The organism is Microseira wollei NIES-4236 (genome assembly GCF_020521235.1).
Classification (GTDB): Bacteria; Cyanobacteriota; Cyanobacteriia; order Cyanobacteriales; family Aerosakkonemataceae; genus Microseira; species Microseira wollei.
The window spans coordinates 1-15,062 of record NZ_BLAY01000092.1 but is presented as its reverse complement, the minus strand read 5'-3'; the positions used below and the strand labels follow the sequence as shown (position 1 = coordinate 15,062).

At 46.1% G+C, this 15,062-nt stretch carries 20 protein-coding genes and 1 pseudogene; 16 read left to right on the top strand and 5 right to left on the bottom strand.

The genetic code is table 11. The annotated features are described in order from the left end of the window. Window positions 1-75 precede the first annotated feature (75 nt). The 5 genes from MiSe_RS27185 to MiSe_RS27165 all read left to right on the top strand — a co-directional run bounded on the left by MiSe_RS27185 (window position 76) and on the right by MiSe_RS27165 (window position 2,473). Window positions 76-354, top strand: coding sequence for a hypothetical protein (locus MiSe_RS27185; RefSeq protein ID WP_226586350.1), 279 nt, complete (start codon window positions 76-78; stop codon window positions 352-354). Beyond that, window positions 345-1,220, top strand: coding sequence for an HNH endonuclease (locus MiSe_RS27180; protein WP_226586348.1), 876 nt, complete (start codon window positions 345-347; stop codon window positions 1,218-1,220). The genes MiSe_RS27185 and MiSe_RS27180 overlap by 10 nt, the downstream gene beginning before the upstream one ends. Before the next feature lie 45 nt (window positions 1,221-1,265). Further along, complete coding sequence (locus MiSe_RS27175) at window positions 1,266-1,490, top strand: SpoIIE family protein phosphatase (RefSeq protein WP_226586346.1); 225 nt, start codon at window positions 1,266-1,268, stop codon at window positions 1,488-1,490. Between the two features lie 193 nt (window positions 1,491-1,683). Further along, complete coding sequence (locus MiSe_RS27170) at window positions 1,684-2,199, top strand: J domain-containing protein (protein WP_444980558.1); 516 nt, start codon at window positions 1,684-1,686, stop codon at window positions 2,197-2,199. Window position 2,200: 1 nt separating this feature from the next. Then, window positions 2,201-2,473, top strand: a complete 273-nt coding sequence (locus MiSe_RS27165) for a DUF3143 domain-containing protein (RefSeq protein WP_226586344.1) — start codon at window positions 2,201-2,203, stop codon at window positions 2,471-2,473. 73 nt (window positions 2,474-2,546) lie between these two features. Here the strand turns inward: MiSe_RS27165 and uppS are convergent, their stop codons facing one another. The 3 genes from uppS to lysA all read right to left on the bottom strand — a co-directional run bounded on the left by uppS (window position 2,547) and on the right by lysA (window position 6,021). Continuing rightward, the gene (gene uppS / locus MiSe_RS27160) at window positions 2,547-3,299 is read right to left on the bottom strand and encodes a polyprenyl diphosphate synthase (RefSeq protein ID WP_226586343.1); all 753 of its coding nucleotides are present in this window, start codon (window positions 3,297-3,299) and stop codon (window positions 2,547-2,549) included. Further along, window positions 3,296-4,234, bottom strand: coding sequence for a diadenylate cyclase CdaA (gene cdaA, locus MiSe_RS27155; protein ID WP_226586342.1), 939 nt, complete (start codon window positions 4,232-4,234; stop codon window positions 3,296-3,298). The genes uppS and cdaA overlap by 4 nt, the downstream gene beginning before the upstream one ends. Window positions 4,235-4,596: 362 nt before the next feature. Further along, window positions 4,597-6,021, bottom strand: a complete 1,425-nt coding sequence (gene lysA / locus MiSe_RS27150; RefSeq protein WP_226586341.1) for a diaminopimelate decarboxylase — start codon at window positions 6,019-6,021, stop codon at window positions 4,597-4,599. A 65-nt stretch (window positions 6,022-6,086) separates the two neighbouring features. On the opposite strand from lysA, the gene rimI reads away from it, so the two are divergent. From rimI to MiSe_RS27135, 3 genes are all read left to right on the top strand, one after another. Then, window positions 6,087-6,638, top strand: coding sequence for a ribosomal protein S18-alanine N-acetyltransferase (gene rimI / locus MiSe_RS27145; protein ID WP_226586340.1), 552 nt, complete (start codon window positions 6,087-6,089; stop codon window positions 6,636-6,638). Between the two features lie 96 nt (window positions 6,639-6,734). Continuing rightward, the gene (locus tag MiSe_RS27140) at window positions 6,735-6,911 is read left to right on the top strand and encodes a hypothetical protein (RefSeq protein ID WP_226586339.1); all 177 of its coding nucleotides are present in this window, start codon (window positions 6,735-6,737) and stop codon (window positions 6,909-6,911) included. Then, window positions 6,904-9,372: an ATP-dependent Clp protease ATP-binding subunit gene (locus tag MiSe_RS27135; RefSeq protein WP_226586338.1), complete on the top strand. Its 2,469-nt coding sequence runs from the start codon at window positions 6,904-6,906 to the stop codon at window positions 9,370-9,372. The genes MiSe_RS27140 and MiSe_RS27135 overlap by 8 nt, the downstream gene beginning before the upstream one ends. A gap of 291 nt (window positions 9,373-9,663) precedes the next feature. Here MiSe_RS27135 and MiSe_RS52945 read toward each other — a convergent pair whose 3' ends face one another. Both MiSe_RS52945 and MiSe_RS27125 read right to left on the bottom strand, forming a co-directional pair. After that, entirely contained in the window at window positions 9,664-9,861 is a 198-nt protein-coding gene (locus tag MiSe_RS52945; RefSeq protein ID WP_226586392.1) for a hypothetical protein, read from the bottom strand. A gap of 171 nt (window positions 9,862-10,032) precedes the next feature. After that, the gene (locus MiSe_RS27125) at window positions 10,033-10,317 is read right to left on the bottom strand and encodes a hypothetical protein (protein ID WP_226586336.1); all 285 of its coding nucleotides are present in this window, start codon (window positions 10,315-10,317) and stop codon (window positions 10,033-10,035) included. A gap of 219 nt (window positions 10,318-10,536) precedes the next feature. Between MiSe_RS27125 and MiSe_RS27120 the strand changes: the two genes are divergently transcribed. From MiSe_RS27120 to MiSe_RS27085, 8 genes and pseudogenes are all read left to right on the top strand, one after another. Next, window positions 10,537-10,839, top strand: coding sequence for a hypothetical protein (locus MiSe_RS27120; protein WP_226586334.1), 303 nt, complete (start codon window positions 10,537-10,539; stop codon window positions 10,837-10,839). Between the two features lie 57 nt (window positions 10,840-10,896). After that, window positions 10,897-11,388: pseudogene (locus tag MiSe_RS27115) on the top strand (hypothetical protein); the annotation flags it as partial. A 244-nt stretch (window positions 11,389-11,632) separates the two neighbouring features. Beyond that, window positions 11,633-11,818, top strand: coding sequence for a hypothetical protein (locus MiSe_RS27110; RefSeq protein ID WP_226586331.1), 186 nt, complete (start codon window positions 11,633-11,635; stop codon window positions 11,816-11,818). A gap of 129 nt (window positions 11,819-11,947) precedes the next feature. Further along, window positions 11,948-12,142 carry a hypothetical protein gene (locus MiSe_RS27105; RefSeq protein WP_226586330.1) on the top strand — a complete coding sequence of 65 codons (195 nt, stop codon included), beginning with the start codon at window positions 11,948-11,950 and terminating at the stop codon, window positions 12,140-12,142. Further along, window positions 12,143-12,394, top strand: coding sequence for a hypothetical protein (locus MiSe_RS27100; RefSeq protein ID WP_226586328.1), 252 nt, complete (start codon window positions 12,143-12,145; stop codon window positions 12,392-12,394). A gap of 51 nt (window positions 12,395-12,445) precedes the next feature. Next, window positions 12,446-12,592, top strand: coding sequence for a hypothetical protein (locus tag MiSe_RS27095; protein ID WP_226586326.1), 147 nt, complete (start codon window positions 12,446-12,448; stop codon window positions 12,590-12,592). Window positions 12,593-12,734: 142 nt separating this feature from the next. Further along, the gene (locus MiSe_RS27090; RefSeq protein WP_226586324.1) at window positions 12,735-13,553 is read left to right on the top strand and encodes a VWA domain-containing protein; all 819 of its coding nucleotides are present in this window, start codon (window positions 12,735-12,737) and stop codon (window positions 13,551-13,553) included. 14 nt (window positions 13,554-13,567) lie between these two features. Then, window positions 13,568-15,062 (top strand): formylglycine-generating enzyme family protein (locus MiSe_RS27085; protein ID WP_226586322.1); only part of this gene is annotated, 1,495 nt, incomplete at its 3' end.

Below are 15,062 nucleotides of genomic sequence, written 5' to 3'. Positions count from 1 at the left end.
TGGAAAAACTGGGAAATTAATCATTGCTTTAACGAACAACACAATCTCATGGGATGTTCGCTTAGGTTTCACTTTATGAATTTAAATGATTATCTACAAGGTCAGCGCTGGTCTGGTTTTAATTCTGATTATCCAGACCTATTTGTATCTATCTATTCGGAGGTATTTGTTATTGGTTTATCCGGATTATCACAAGGAAATTTTATCAAAAATTTTCAATATAATCAAGAAGACTTACATCTTGCACCACAGGAGGCAGAGCCTCCAGGATCTCGTTCCCAGGTTCAACCTGGGAACGAGAATACTGAGGCTCTGCCTCAAGGTGCAAGATCTGAGAAGAAATATTGTCGATAATCGAGCAATTCGATGATAACAATATGGTTTATGGCTATTGGGATAAAATTTGCAATTCCAATTGGACATTGAAGGATTGGCTGAAGAATCTTAAACAAGCAGGTGGTTATGCTGCCGTACATCTCAAACCGAAGGATATTCTAGATATTAATGCTGAAAATTTGAGCGTTCTGATAGGAAACAAGTTAAAGCCACTTTTTATTTTAATATTACTATCCACTGAAAGCGAGCCAATTATAAACATCAAAAAATCCAGAGCTTCGGAAGCTTTAACAAGCAATTCAATGAAGATTGAAAAAAGGAATTTATTAAATCAAATGAATTTAGACTTTAACTTTGAAGATGATTATGTAAATGGAAGCCAAAAATCAATAAACAAAATTAACCATGTTGTTCAAAAGCGTGATGATCTTGATCTTGCCCAACAGTATCTTGATGCTGAAAAATACTTCAGCCCAAAAAGTATCAAAGAAGCTAAAGAGCGAATTACTATATCTATTGCTCGGCGACAAGGACATTCTAAGTTCCGTCAAACGTTGCTTGAAGCTTACAACTATCGGTGTGCCATAACTGGTTGCGATGCCCAAGAAGCCCTCGAAGCTGCCCACATCATCCCCTATATTGAAACTGAAAATAATCACCCCTCAAATGGCTTATTGCTTCGGGCAGATTTACATACGCTCTTTGACCTCAACCTGATTACAATTGACCCAGAGATGATGAGGATACACCTTGCCCCTGACTTACACCATACAAGCTATCGCGATCTTCATGGGAAACCTCTGCAACTGCCCAAAAACAAAGCTTATTTACCTAAAAAAGAGGCACTTAAATGGCGGTGTTACCATTGTGGGTGGTATAGATAATTTTGCGACAGTTCTATACCTTAACTTTTCACGTCAAGTCTCAAAATGCAGTTCCACACCCCGGAGTTGGGAGTAGGGAAAAATACTATAGCGCTGCGATCTCGCGTATTTACAACGAACACCTGGAAGTATTTTTTAATCAATGTCAAGCTAAATTGTGCGCGATCGCCACAAGAAATCCGACAAGCCGTCATAGATGATGTGCGGCGGCATATTGGGGAGCAAAAAGTATTTGATGATATTACTTTGTTGGTAATTAAACAAAAGTAGGCATTAGATATTGACAAAAGCAAAAATATGTGTATTAGCCAAGTGGCTGTAGTGAGTATGCCGAAGGATAGCGATCGCTAATCGCTCTCTTGGTTAAAATAATTGAAAACCCGTCACAACTCGTTAAAGGGAAGCGTCGGTGACAAGCAACAGGGCAACTCCGAACGGCGAAAATCGGACGATATCAGCTAAAATACCCTTCGCTTCTAGTTATTACGCCCTGTTAGGGCTGCATCCTTCCGCATCGGCGATAGATATTCGGCGGGCGTATCGGGAATTGAGCAAGCGCTACCATCCGGATACCACTGACTTGCCAAGTGCGATCGCTACCCCCAAATTCCAACAACTCAACGAAGCCTACGCCACGCTGAGCAACCCAGAGCGACGGCTAGCCTACGATACCAAAATAGGGTATTCCCGCATCAGCGTCCTTCAAGCCCCGCCACACTTTCACAATTCCTCCCAAAAGGGGTACACCTCCTCTTCGGCATACCTAGACCCCACGGATCGACCCCTCTCAGCGGGAGAAATTTTCGCCCTGTTTATTCTAGTCCTAACTTTTGTAGGATGTTTATTGTTAGCCGTTGCCGTTGGATTAACCCGTGGAGATGTCGGCTTTGAACCCCTGGCGACAAATTCAGCATCGCAAGAGCAACAGGTATACAGTAAGAAAAACGAAAAGTTATCTCATTTTGAATTAAATCGTTGATATGATTCTTCCTCCTTCCGATACCCCGCTTTATAACCATCCCCTCCCGGCAATTGAACAGTGGCTAAAACAGCGGGGATGTCAACAAGACCGCAGAGAACTGCATTGTTGGAAAGTAGAGCAATCCGACTGGAAAGCCGAGTTATGGCTAGATATCGATCAGCTCACAGTCCGCTATCTTAAAGCAGGCGAGAACGGTCAAGACGTACAACGCTCGTTTAAATACTCCCTCAGCAGACAGGATGTAGAAGAAGCTGTTTTTGCTGGCCCCTAAGAGAATTTTAGATTTGAGATTTGAGATTTTAGATTTAAAACCAAATCTGAAATCTAAAATCTGCCATCTAAAATTATCGGACTTTACCAAATCGGCGATCGCGCTGCTGATAAGCACATAAAGCGCGGTGAAACTCGGCGCGGTCAAAATCGGGCCAAAGCGTTTCGGTAATATATAATTCGGCATAAGCCATTTGCCAAAGCAGAAAATTGCTAATTCGCATCTCTCCGCTGGTGCGGATCAGCAAATCTGGGTCGCAAATGCCTGATGTATAAAGATGGCGCTCAAATAAAGCCGCGTCGATTTGATCTGGTTGTAACAAACCTTGTTGGACTTGAGATGCGATCGCTCGACAAGCTTCTACAATCTCCTGGCGTCCCCCATAATTCGTCGCCACCGTAAATGTAACCGCTTGATTGTGCTGAGTTTGAGCCATCGATCCTTCAATTTCAGCTTGCAGACTGCGCGGCAAAGCTGACAAATTTCCTACAAACCGGATGCGAACCTCCTCCTCCATCATCTCCCGCAATTCTTGCCGCAGTACTCGCTCAAACAGCGTCATCAAGAAATCGACTTCTTCTAACGGGCGTCCCCAGTTTTCCGTCGAAAAAGCGTAGGCAGTCAGCGCTTCAATTCCCCAATCTTTACAGCAGCGTAAAAGTTCCTTCAGCGCATCCACCCCCCGCTTATGACCCATAATCCGGGGCAAACCTTGGCGCTTTGCCCACCGACCATTCCCATCCATAATCACCGCCACATGTCTGGGCAGTCGTTCTCGATCCAGGTCAGCAGGCAACTCTTGTAAAATAATTTGCTTTGCAGTCATTTTCTTTCCCGTGAAGCAGATGATGGACGACGGAGTAAACGCGAAACCAATGCTAACCCCTTGGACTCTATCTGGCGCCCCCAACTGCGTAAAGCCGGGGAAACATCCCGCTCTACCGATGGAGAGAATCTCGCCTCCAGCAGTTCCTTCAGTTTACTGCTGGTCAAGGGCCGATTTAGGATTCCCTTTTCCGCTAACGAAATAGATCCTGTTTCTTCAGATACAACCACACACAAGCAATTTTCGACTCGCTCTGTAATTCCCATAGCAGCGCGATGGCGCGTTCCCAATTGTCGCGACGCCGTGCGTTCCGAAAGCGGCAAAATCACCCCAGCAGCCACAATACGCGACCCCCGAATCAAAACAGCCCCATCATGCAATAGAGTAGTCGGCTGGAAAATAGTCTGCAATAGTTCCTTAGAAACTTCTGCATTCAGTTTTACCCCAGGTACGGAAAAATCTCGCTCATCAATAGGACTGCTGGTTTCTAGAATTAGTAAAGCACCGATGCGCTTTTGGGACAGTTCTTTGACTGCAACCACAATTTCATCGATCACGCTGTCGGGCTTGGGGACGGCTAAACCGGACTGTTGAAACAGCTGGCGAATTTCGCCCCGACCTAATTGTTCCAGAAATCGGCGAAACTCGGACTGGAAGATCACAGCCATCGCTACGGCAGATCCGACTACCAACTTTTCCAGCACAAAACTCAACAGTTTCAGTTCTAAACTATTGCTGACAACCGTCGCCAGCATCAGGACAATAAATCCTCGCACCACCCAAAGCGTGCGACGCTCGCTAATAATCACCAACACCATATAAGTGAGCGCCAGCACCAAACCGACATCGAGCAACGACTTAGCCCAGCTGCCAAAATCAAGCAAGGACTTAGTCCAGTCGTAGTTGGTCAGCCATTGCCTTAACGCATCTGCCATCGCATCTGGAATAAACTACCCTACCCAAACTCTAGCTTGGGGCGAGTCTCTCATATCATCTCCGATTAATTCGATATTCTGGTTTCGGCTAGGGGCACACACCTGTGCTAACCCACGATAGTACTTCTAACATTTCTGTTGTTGGCGAGCGCTCAAATAGTCTCACCAGATTTGCTCTCTAGGCGAGTTTTGGCAGCCCAGGGATTTTGCAGTCAATTTGTGGGGCTTTTTTCCCAATTCGCCCCTCGCCACCCGTTACAGATTTTTGGTTGCACAACACTTTGACAGCGCACAAATTGCGTGGTATTTCGGTGTAGTCAAGGGGCGCGTTGGTGATGTGCCCCCCTACTGCTGCTAGATCCTCAATTTACACGCGCTGCGTCTAGTCGCAGGCGTTCGGGTAAGCGATCGCTGCGAGTAATATCCTTATAACTTTCCCGCTGCAATATAATATTCGCTTCTCCATCTTTCACCAATACCGCCGCCGGACGCGGGACGCGATTGTAATTGGAAGCCATGCTGTAATTGTACGCTCCCGTTGCCATCACCACGAGAATGTCTCCCGCTTCCGTTTTCGGCAATAAGGCATCTTTAATTAAAACATCTCCCGATTCGCAATGTTTCCCGGCAATTGTTACCTTTTCCGTGATGGGTTCGGACATCCGGTTTGCTACTACACATCGGTACACCGATTGATACGTAATCGGACGGGGATTGTCAGACATGCCGCCATCCACTGCCAGATAAGTCCGGATCCCGGGAACTTCTTTGCGACTGCCCAAAGTATAAGCCGTCACGCAGGCAGGGCCAATTAAAGACCGTCCCGGTTCGCACATCAGTTTAGGTAAGCGTACTTGCTGGGTTTCGCAAGCTGCCTTGAGCGCGAGGCTGACTGTTTTCACCCATTCGTCAATACTAGGGGGATCGTCAGATTCTGTATAGCAAATACCTAACCCTCCGCCAACATTTATACATTCCACCGGCAAACCCATTGCCGCCGCTTTCTTAAACCACTGCACCATTACTTCTGGTAGATCCCGATGGGCTTGCAATTCAAAAATCTGAGAGCCGATGTGGGCGTGCAGTCCGATGCAAGAAAGCGTTGGTTGCTGGCTGACAAATGCTAGCACCTCTTCCATTTGATCTGGATCGAAGCCGAATTTATTATCTAAGTGTCCCGTGCGAATATATTCGTGCGTGTGACAATCTATACCTGGTGTTACCCGCAACATGATGCGAGTTTTGGATACTGAGTTAGGGAGTTGGCTAAGTTCGGCGAGGGTTTTCAGTTCCAGCCAATTATCGACCATAATCGTGGAGCCGATAGCGATCGCCAGCTGGAGTTCGTCGCGAGATTTATTGTTACCGTGGAAATAGAGTTTTTCACCAGGAACCCCGGCAACGCTGGCAGTGTAGAGTTCGCCTCCCGATACGACATCGATGGCTAAACCTTCAGCAGCGGCGATGGCGCAAACCGCGATACAATTCCAAGCCTTGGAGGCATAAACGACCTCAAACTCACCCCCGTAGTAGCGTTTAAAGCCATCTTGGTACTGACGGCAAGCAGTTCGCAGCGTTTCTTCATCCAAAATATAAAGTGGGGAGCCGAATTGCTCAACCAACGTTGTCACGTCACAGCCACCAATTTCTAAGCAATCTCGGCTATTGACCTTGGCTGTCAGGGGTAAAAGTTCTTGGTTGGGAGAAACAATTTCTGGCGTCCTAGCGTTACTCCGCAAATACTGACTGCCAGAATTGCGAACCTCTGGAGCTTGAATCGATACCATGATGCGGTGATAGTCCTTGCTTAAGTCAGGGGCGTGATTTTATTCCCTTTCCAGTTTACATTTGTATGGGTGTAACTCCCTTAGAACTCAAACCGATAACAGCCGAAATGCTACCGGCTGTCGTAGAACTTGATAGGCTTTGTTTTAACGGACTTTGGACTCAAGAAGCATACCAAAGAGAGTTAGAGGGCCCCAACAGCGATTTATTGGTATTGTCGATTCCAGAAGCCGACAACAATCTTCCTATTTTGGCAGTAGGTTGTCAGTGGGCAATTGTGGATGAAGCTCACATTACGATGGTGGCGGTGCATCCCCAATACCGAGGACAAGGTTTGGGTCAGGCATTGCTCTTTGGTCTGCTAAAATCGGCAAGGACGCGCGGGATGGAGCGAGCCACCCTGGAAGTCCGGGAATCTAATACTACAGCACTGTCGCTCTACCAGAAGTTTGGCTTCCAGACGGCTGGACGACGGCGACGCTACTACCAAGACAATAATGAAGATGCTTTAATTTTATGGCGCAGCGGGCTGGGATATCCTCAGTTTGAGCAAACCTTGGCCTCCTGGTACGGGGAAATAAGTTCGCGCCTTGCCTCCTTTGGATGGAATTTATATTGACCAAACCGCTTGACGGTGAGGTCACTCTGTACCGACAATCTCCACTTGGTGGAAAATTAGCAGCGAGCGCAACTCCCAAGGCCAGCGAATACATCCTTGCCTGTAGGGGTGTCGATGTTGTACGTCCACTTACCCGCTCTCAGTAAAAACCGATCTATTCCCTATGGGGGAATCAGTACAGCCCTCTATCGCTTGTGGACGATAGCTGGCGAAATTCCCTATGCTAAAATCAAGCTTACCGGCACTGAGCAGGTGATGGAACGCCATGTTTGAAAGGTTTACAGAAAAAGCCATTAAAGTGATCATGTTGGCCCAGGAAGAAGCTCGTCGCCTGGGACACAATTTCGTAGGCACAGAACAGATCTTATTGGGTCTGATTGGAGAAGGGACCGGCGTCGCCGCCAAAGTGCTGAAATCTATGGGCGTAAACCTCAAAGACGCCCGGATTGAAGTAGAAAAAATCATCGGTCGGGGTTCGGGGTTCGTAGCGGTTGAAATTCCTTTTACCCCACGCGCCAAAAGAGTTCTGGAGCTGTCCTTGGAAGAAGCTCGCCAACTAGGTCATAACTACATTGGCACAGAACACCTGCTTTTGGGCCTGATCAGGGAAGGGGAAGGCGTCGCAGCAAGAGTCCTGGAAAACCTGGGGGTAGACCTGTCAAAGGTACGAACCCAGGTGATTCGCATGTTGGGCGAAACCGCAGAAGTGACAACGGGCGCTCAATCTGGACGCACTAAGACGCCAACCTTAGACGAATTTGGCTCGAACTTGACCCAAATGGCGACGGAAGGCAAGCTGGATCCCGTCGTGGGACGCCAGAAAGAAATCGAACGGGTAATTCAAATTTTGGGTCGTCGTACCAAGAACAACCCGGTGTTAATTGGGGAACCAGGGGTCGGAAAAACCGCGATCGCAGAAGGGTTAGCCCAACGCATCGCCAATAACGACATTCCCGACATCCTGGAAGACAAGCGGGTCGTTACTCTCGATATAGGGCTGCTCGTAGCAGGTACTAAATATCGGGGTGAATTTGAAGAACGGTTGAAAAAAATTATGGACGAAATCCGCAGCGCGGGGAATGTCATCCTCGTGATCGATGAAGTCCATACCCTGATCGGCGCAGGGGCAGCAGAGGGTGCAATCGACGCAGCGAATATTCTAAAACCAGCCTTAGCACGGGGTGAACTCCAGTGCATCGGCGCCACAACGTTAGATGAGTATCGCAAGCATATCGAACGGGACGCAGCACTAGAACGGCGATTCCAACCCGTGATGGTGGGCGAACCCAGTGTAGAAGAAACAATCGAAATATTGTATGGGTTGCGCGATCGCTACGAGCAACACCACAAGCTGAAAATCTCCGATGAGGCGCTACTTGCAGCCGCGAAGTTATCAGATCGGTATATTAGCGATCGGTATTTGCCCGATAAAGCTATCGACTTGATCGACGAAGCAGGATCGCGGGTACGTCTGATTAACTCCCAACTGCCCCCAGCAGCGAAGGAACTCGATAAGGAACTGAGGGCGGTACTTAAGGAAAAAGACGACGCGGTTAGATCCCAAGACTTCGACCGCGCCGGAGAATTGCGGGATCGGGAAATGGAAATCAAAGCCCAAATACGGGCAATTTCCGCCACTAAAAAATCCGAAGGAACCGATCGCGATGTTTCTCCCGTTGTCACCGAAGAAGACATCGCCCAAATCGTCGCCTCCTGGACGGGTATCCCGGTAAACAAACTCACCGAATCCGAATCGGAAAAGCTGTTGCACATGGAAGATACCCTGCACCAGCGCTTAATCGGTCAGGACGATGCAGTAACCGCCGTTTCCCGCGCCATCCGGCGGGCAAGGGTGGGTCTGAAGAACCCCAACCGACCGATTGCCAGCTTTATCTTCTCAGGTCCCACCGGGGTTGGGAAGACAGAATTGGCGAAGTCTTTGGCTTCTTACTTCTTCGGGTCGGAAGAGGCGATGATTCGCCTGGATATGTCCGAATATATGGAACGCCATACGGTTTCCAAACTCATCGGTTCGCCTCCAGGTTACGTAGGATACAACGAAGGCGGTCAGCTTACCGAAGCAGTGCGCCGTCGTCCCTACACCGTGGTGCTATTCGACGAAATCGAAAAAGCTCACCCCGATGTATTCAACATGCTGTTGCAAATCCTGGAAGACGGTCGCCTCACCGATGCTAAAGGTCGCACGGTAGACTTCAAGAATACCTTGCTGATCATGACTTCTAACATCGGTTCCAAGGTGATTGAAAAAGGCGGCGGCGGTTTGGGCTTCGATTTTGCCGAAAATCAAACCGATGCCCAGTATAACCGGATTAAGTCCCTGGTGAACGAAGAACTGAAGCAATACTTCCGTCCAGAGTTCCTCAACCGTCTCGATGAAATCATCGTCTTCCGCCAACTCAACCGCGACGAGGTGAAAGAAATCGCCGATATCATGCTCAAAGAGGTGTTTGGTCGCCTGAAAGAGCAGGGAATTACCCTGGAAGTCACCGAACGGTTCAAAGACCGCCTGGTGACCGAAGGCTACAACCCCAGCTACGGTGCAAGACCCTTACGTCGTGCCATTATGCGCCTGTTGGAAGACTCCCTAGCAGAAGAAATCCTGTCGGGTAGCGTCAAGAGCGGCGATATCGCAGTTGTGGATGTAGATGAAGAAGGTAAAGTCAAGGTCGTTCAAGGCGAAAAGCGCGTCCTTGCGCCTGGAGCTGCTGAATAACCCAACTTTTAAATAACCCAAAAACGCTCGAATTAATATTCGAGCGTTTTTTTATTAACCCGATCTTCCGCCTAAAAATTGCTAATTGCTAATTGTTAATTGCTAATTGCTAATTGTTAATTGCTAATTGTTAATTGCTAATTGCTAATATAGTATTTTTCCTCACATTAGCCATTAGCTGCACGTTTGAGATAAATAGCAACTTGAGTTAATAGCTAATTGCTCGTGGTAGTTTCCAAATGTACCATTAGCCATTAGCCATTAACCATTAGCGATATTAACAGATATCATTTATCTTGCCGTTCTTAAAAGTTCGCGGGACTCTTGTTTAACACGACCTTCACTCGCTGCTTGTTGTAATGATAGGAAGGCGTTGAGGTCTTCCGTATCGTACTTGCTGCTTAAAAGCCGCCGCAGTTGATTTTCTGCTTCAATGCTCAGATAACCCGTATTGAGAACTTGTTGAACAACCTCGCGAATCAGAATCATAATAGACACCCCCTCATTAATCGAGGGATTGCGGTTGGGATGTGATGTTTCAAGCTGCTCAATAATAGGAGTGCTGGGAGGCTGAAAATGTTCCTGAAGCAGCGATCGCACTCTTTCCCCTGAGCAGCTGTATTCTATCTTTCATCAATCCCCATCAGAAACCCGGTTTTTCTAAAAAAAACCGGGTTTCTTTTGCAGCGAACTACTTAGGCTGCTATCTACCGCCGCAGGGATAGTCGGTTGTGTCGGTTGCTGCGGTGTCGGTGACTGAAATACCACTGTTGTCAAAACCGTCACCAGTACCGAACCCACCGAACTTAGCAACCAGCGCTGCATTTCCTCGGATAAACCGGAAATCTTTAGATGCATTTCATGGTTTGGGGGAAGCTTAACCGAAATCTTGATGAGGAATTCATCAGAGCGATCGCGATCGCGTTTTTTGTTTGGCTGTGACATATTGGTTATAAGCCTCTCTAACCCTTACATTCACCAGCTTATAAGGAGCGAAAATTGGCACTGCTGATGATCCGTGCGGATAATCTTCAACTTTGCTCGAAATTACAAAAAAGGCGAAAATCTTTTCCCAGACAGGTTTTCAGCCACACCCATCTTGAAGTCTAACCACTGAGGATCTTCCTCAATCACCTAAGGATCGTCAGCAACTCGGAGCGCACCGTGCCAAAATCTAAATACGCCAAAAAGAGGTGGAGATTAACTAAAGATGGCAAAGAAAGATTCAATCACGCACTGTTTGTTGAGGGTATACAAAATCTTTCTGACCATGCTTTAGCCGCAACTCTGGGTTGTAGTCGCGACACCATCGCCGCAATCAGAAATGAGAAATTTGCTGGAAATCGAGGCCCGCTAGAAAATTTATTCATCAAGCTTAAACTCACATTGACAGATGAGGATTGTGTAGAAGTAATAGATGATAATCCTCCAAACCCTTCCACATATAAAATTTACAAAACATCTTAAAATAAACAAAAACAAACAAATAAAACGGAATTTAAAGCCGCTTTACGGAGTTTAAATTATCGAAAAAAAGCACAATTATTTGATGATTTATGGTATCAAGACACCAGTACTAAAATTGGCGCTTTTTTAGTTCGGGGAAAGCCAGCAAGCTGTCAACGTTGGCTAGTTAATAGATTGGTGCGAGAGTTTCGCCTTGATGTGACAACAGCCAAAAAAATTTTTAGATCACTTCCTGATAACCGCGAAGTTTATATCGATGATTTATGGAGTCGATTTAGGGATAGTTTGCAATTAAGTCGTACTGCTTCAGTTGGAGAAATAGTCAACTACTTGTATAACTGTTGGCAAGATGGTACGGTGATTTTAATATTTGATAATCTCGACCAACTCTACGAAACTGAACCGAAAAAGATGCTGCAAGAGTTTTGGCAAAATTTGGTAGCAATGCTGAGCGATCGCTCAAACTATTGCGACTCATATTTTTTAATGTTTTTGGTTGATAATTGCAATTTTTCAGAAAAATGGGAGATCGATTTAGTTACTTTATAAAAATGGCAGCCTGATAAAATTATCGACTTACAACCTATCGAAAACTTTTCCAGAGTAATCATTGAAAACTGGCGGCGATCGCATCAAACAACATTAAAAGAATTACTTCCGGAACCTCTAAAAATACAAGAAATAACGAAAACGCTTTTGGACAGAAGTTACGAAGGAATTCCCGAAATGGTAATGAACAATATTTGTAAGCGATGTGGCTATAATTGGGACGAAATATCTGTTGACTAAACCTATGAACGATCAACTTCCTCAATGCAATCTAGAATACACCGGAAAAATTCTCGTTCCTGCCTGTCCCTACCTTCCCAGTCAGGAATTACTAGAATCTGTAAAACTGGCAATTAACCTCGAACGACCCTTGTTACTTATGGGCGATCCAGGTTGTGGTAAAACTAAACTAGCCAGTGCCATTGCCTAGGAATTTACCCAGAAAAATCAGCAGATATTACAAGCAGCAAACCTGCAAAAATATCCCTAGGAAGCTTGGTATGTCAAATCCACCAGTCGTGGCAGAGATGGACTCTATATTTACGATTCTGTCGCGCGCTTGCGCGATGCTCAACTAGCAGGAGTAAAACAACTCGACGAGGAAGGAATTAAACGCCTAAAAGATAAAACCCAAGCAGGGTATATCAAATTTGGTGCCTTGGGTAAAGCGTTTCAAAGTCAGTTTCGCACGATTGTTTTAATTGATGAAATCGATAAAGCAGATATAGAATTTCCCAAGGAATTGCTGTTATAAATGGAAGAAAAACGGTTTTTTTTTGAAGAAACCCAAACGGAAATTCCCTCGCCAGAGCAACTTGCAGCACCGCCGATTGTAATTATTACCAGCAACGGGGAAAGAGATTTACCCAACGCTTTCTTAAGACGCTGCTTTTTTCACTACTTTGATCCGCCGATCGCCGAGGAACTGTATAATATTATCAAAGCTCATTTTGGCGAACAGTTACCGGAAATTTTAACCGAGGAAATTATCGATACTTTTTTATAACTGCGTGACAATACCGAGAAAGTTAGCAACAAGCGCATCAGTACCAGCGAATTGCTTGATTGGATAAAAGCACTGTTGCTATCCGATCTGAAACAAGTCCCCGAAAAACTCAAGGAAGGAATTCCTTTTTTAGGTACTTTGTTGAAAACTCCAGATGAGGTAAAACGTTATTGGAGACAACGCCGTGACAGTGAATGACTCTCACCTTTGGAAATTATATTCGGGACTGCGAACGGCAGGATTGCCCTTGCGCTTAGAAGATTATTAACTATTGCTGCAAGCGGTTGAACGCGGGTTTCAGCCGAAAAGTTATCAATAATTAAAGCAATTGTGCCGTCGTTTGTGGGTCAAGTCACTGGCTGAGAAAAAGTGCTTTGATGATGATTTTGAACTATATACAGAAGCTGGGATTCAAGCAGCAAGAATAATCCCTAATGCACCGGAAACAGAATTAAAGCAGCCGCCTCAAACTGCGGCAGAAATTACCGCCAAAACACCTCAGAATAATCCGCTTACAACAACCGAAGTAACCGCAGAAATTGAAGTCGCGCAAGCTGTTACCCAAGGGATTCAACCAGATAGGCAAACTCCGGTTATTAAATTTAGCCTCAATCATGAATATTTTCCTGTCACGCGCAGGCAACTGCGACGAGGTTGGCGGTATTTGCGCTATCCAATTCGCTCCGGAATTGCGGCGGAATTAGATGTAGACGCCACAGTTAAACGCATTTCTCAGCAGGGATTTTTTCTCGAACCTGTCTTGGCTTCCAGTCGCGCGAACAAAATTGAATTAATTCTGCTGATTGACCAAAGTAATTCGATGCTGCCTTTCCATAATTTAGCAGAGCGTTTAATCGCAACAGCTAGGGATGGGGAACGGGTGGGTCAGGTTAAAGTTTATTATTTTAACAACGCTATTCGCGATTTTCTGTATCTGCAACCGAACTTGGAACCGTTTAAAAAAGATAAAATTACTGATTTGACTATCCATTGGCATCAAAATCGAACGACGATACTTATTTTCAGCGATGGTGGTGCAGCGCGGGGAGGTTTCAATCCTGGCAGAATTAGATTAACTCGCGAGTTTTTTGGGCGGATTAAACCGATGGTAAAACAGGTGACTTGGCTTAATCCTATCCCGCAACTGCTGATGCCATAGCTGAATTTGTGCCAATGTTTGAATTTAGTTTATCTGGATGGCAAAAGACTATCGGGAATTTGCGCGGACAAGGATTGATGAGCGATACAAGTCTCCAAGATCTAAGCTCAAAGGCAGGCGAGACGCCTACCCCACAAGAGTTTCTGAGGAATTATAATACCAGGTTTCTGGATGGGGAAAACTCAGATCTTGCACCACGGGAGGTAGAACCTCCCGGACATCGTTCCCAGGTTGAACCTGGGAACGAGAATACTGAGGCTCTGCCTCTTGGTGCAAGATGTGAGGAAGATGCGCTCAAGTACCAAATTGCTGCGCGTCGGATTTGCTCGTTTGCTGGCAGGGGAGAGCATTATTTAGAACTCGCCTATCTTGCTGCCTTTCCCCTCGCCTTGACACCAGATTTACTCTACTACCTGCGGGCAAATTTTCAATTTGATTGCCAAGGAAAGAGTTACGATATTCCTTGGCTCGGGATACCGGATTTGTTACTGTCCAATCTTTGTCAACCGAGGGGGTATTGCTTGTATGAAATGGATAGTGCTGTCCGGCATTTATTATTAAAACACCTCAAATCAAATCCCAGATTTGGTAACGAACGGTTGAACCAGCTATCCGATGCCTTGCTGTTTTATATCTGGCAAAAAATTCCCGATGGGGAAGCCGCAGATTTTGGCGAAAATCCCCGATGGATTGCTTTAGCTTATACGGAACCAAACGAACTAGCACGACAATTGGCTTTAAGGTTACAACAACTTTATGCGGGGGATAAACAAGACCAAATTCATGCCGCTTCTTTGGTGGCGACTTTTTCTGAACCTTTAGCAGAATCTGATTTTCAGCCATTGCTGACTTTTGCCCGCGGTTTGGGACGTTTGGCGAGGGGAAATCAAAAGGGTGCTGACGAACAATTTAACCAATTGCCAGCAGAATTAACCGTTGCAGGGGTAAAGTTAAAAAATCCGGGTGTAACCAAACTGCCAACGTTTGAATTTGAGGTTGTTACTGTCAACTCGCGCGGCGAAATTGTGACGCGAGAACGCAAGCAAGCGAGCTATTTTACAGAAGACTTAGGCAACAACATCTCTCTAGAAATGGTCGCCATCCCCGGCGGCACTTTCCTCATGGGTTCGCCGGAAACAGAGGCAGAACGGTATGAATATGAAGAACCGCAACATTTGGTTAGCGTTCCGTCCTTTTTTATGGGAAAATACCAAATAACGCAGGCGCAGTGGCAAGCTGTTGCTGCTCTGCCTAAAATCAACCGCGACCTTGAATCCGATCCATCTTATTTCAAAGGAGAAAACCGACCTGTAGAAAATGTATCCTGGCTAGACGCCGTTGAGTTTTGCGCCAGACTGTCGCAAAAAACTAAACGGGAATACCGCCTACCCAGCGAAGCAGAATGGGAATATGCTTGTCGTGCGGGTACAACGACACCTTTCCACTTTGGCGAGACTATTACCCCCGATTTAGTCAATTACAACGGAAACTTTCCCCACGCTTCTGCGC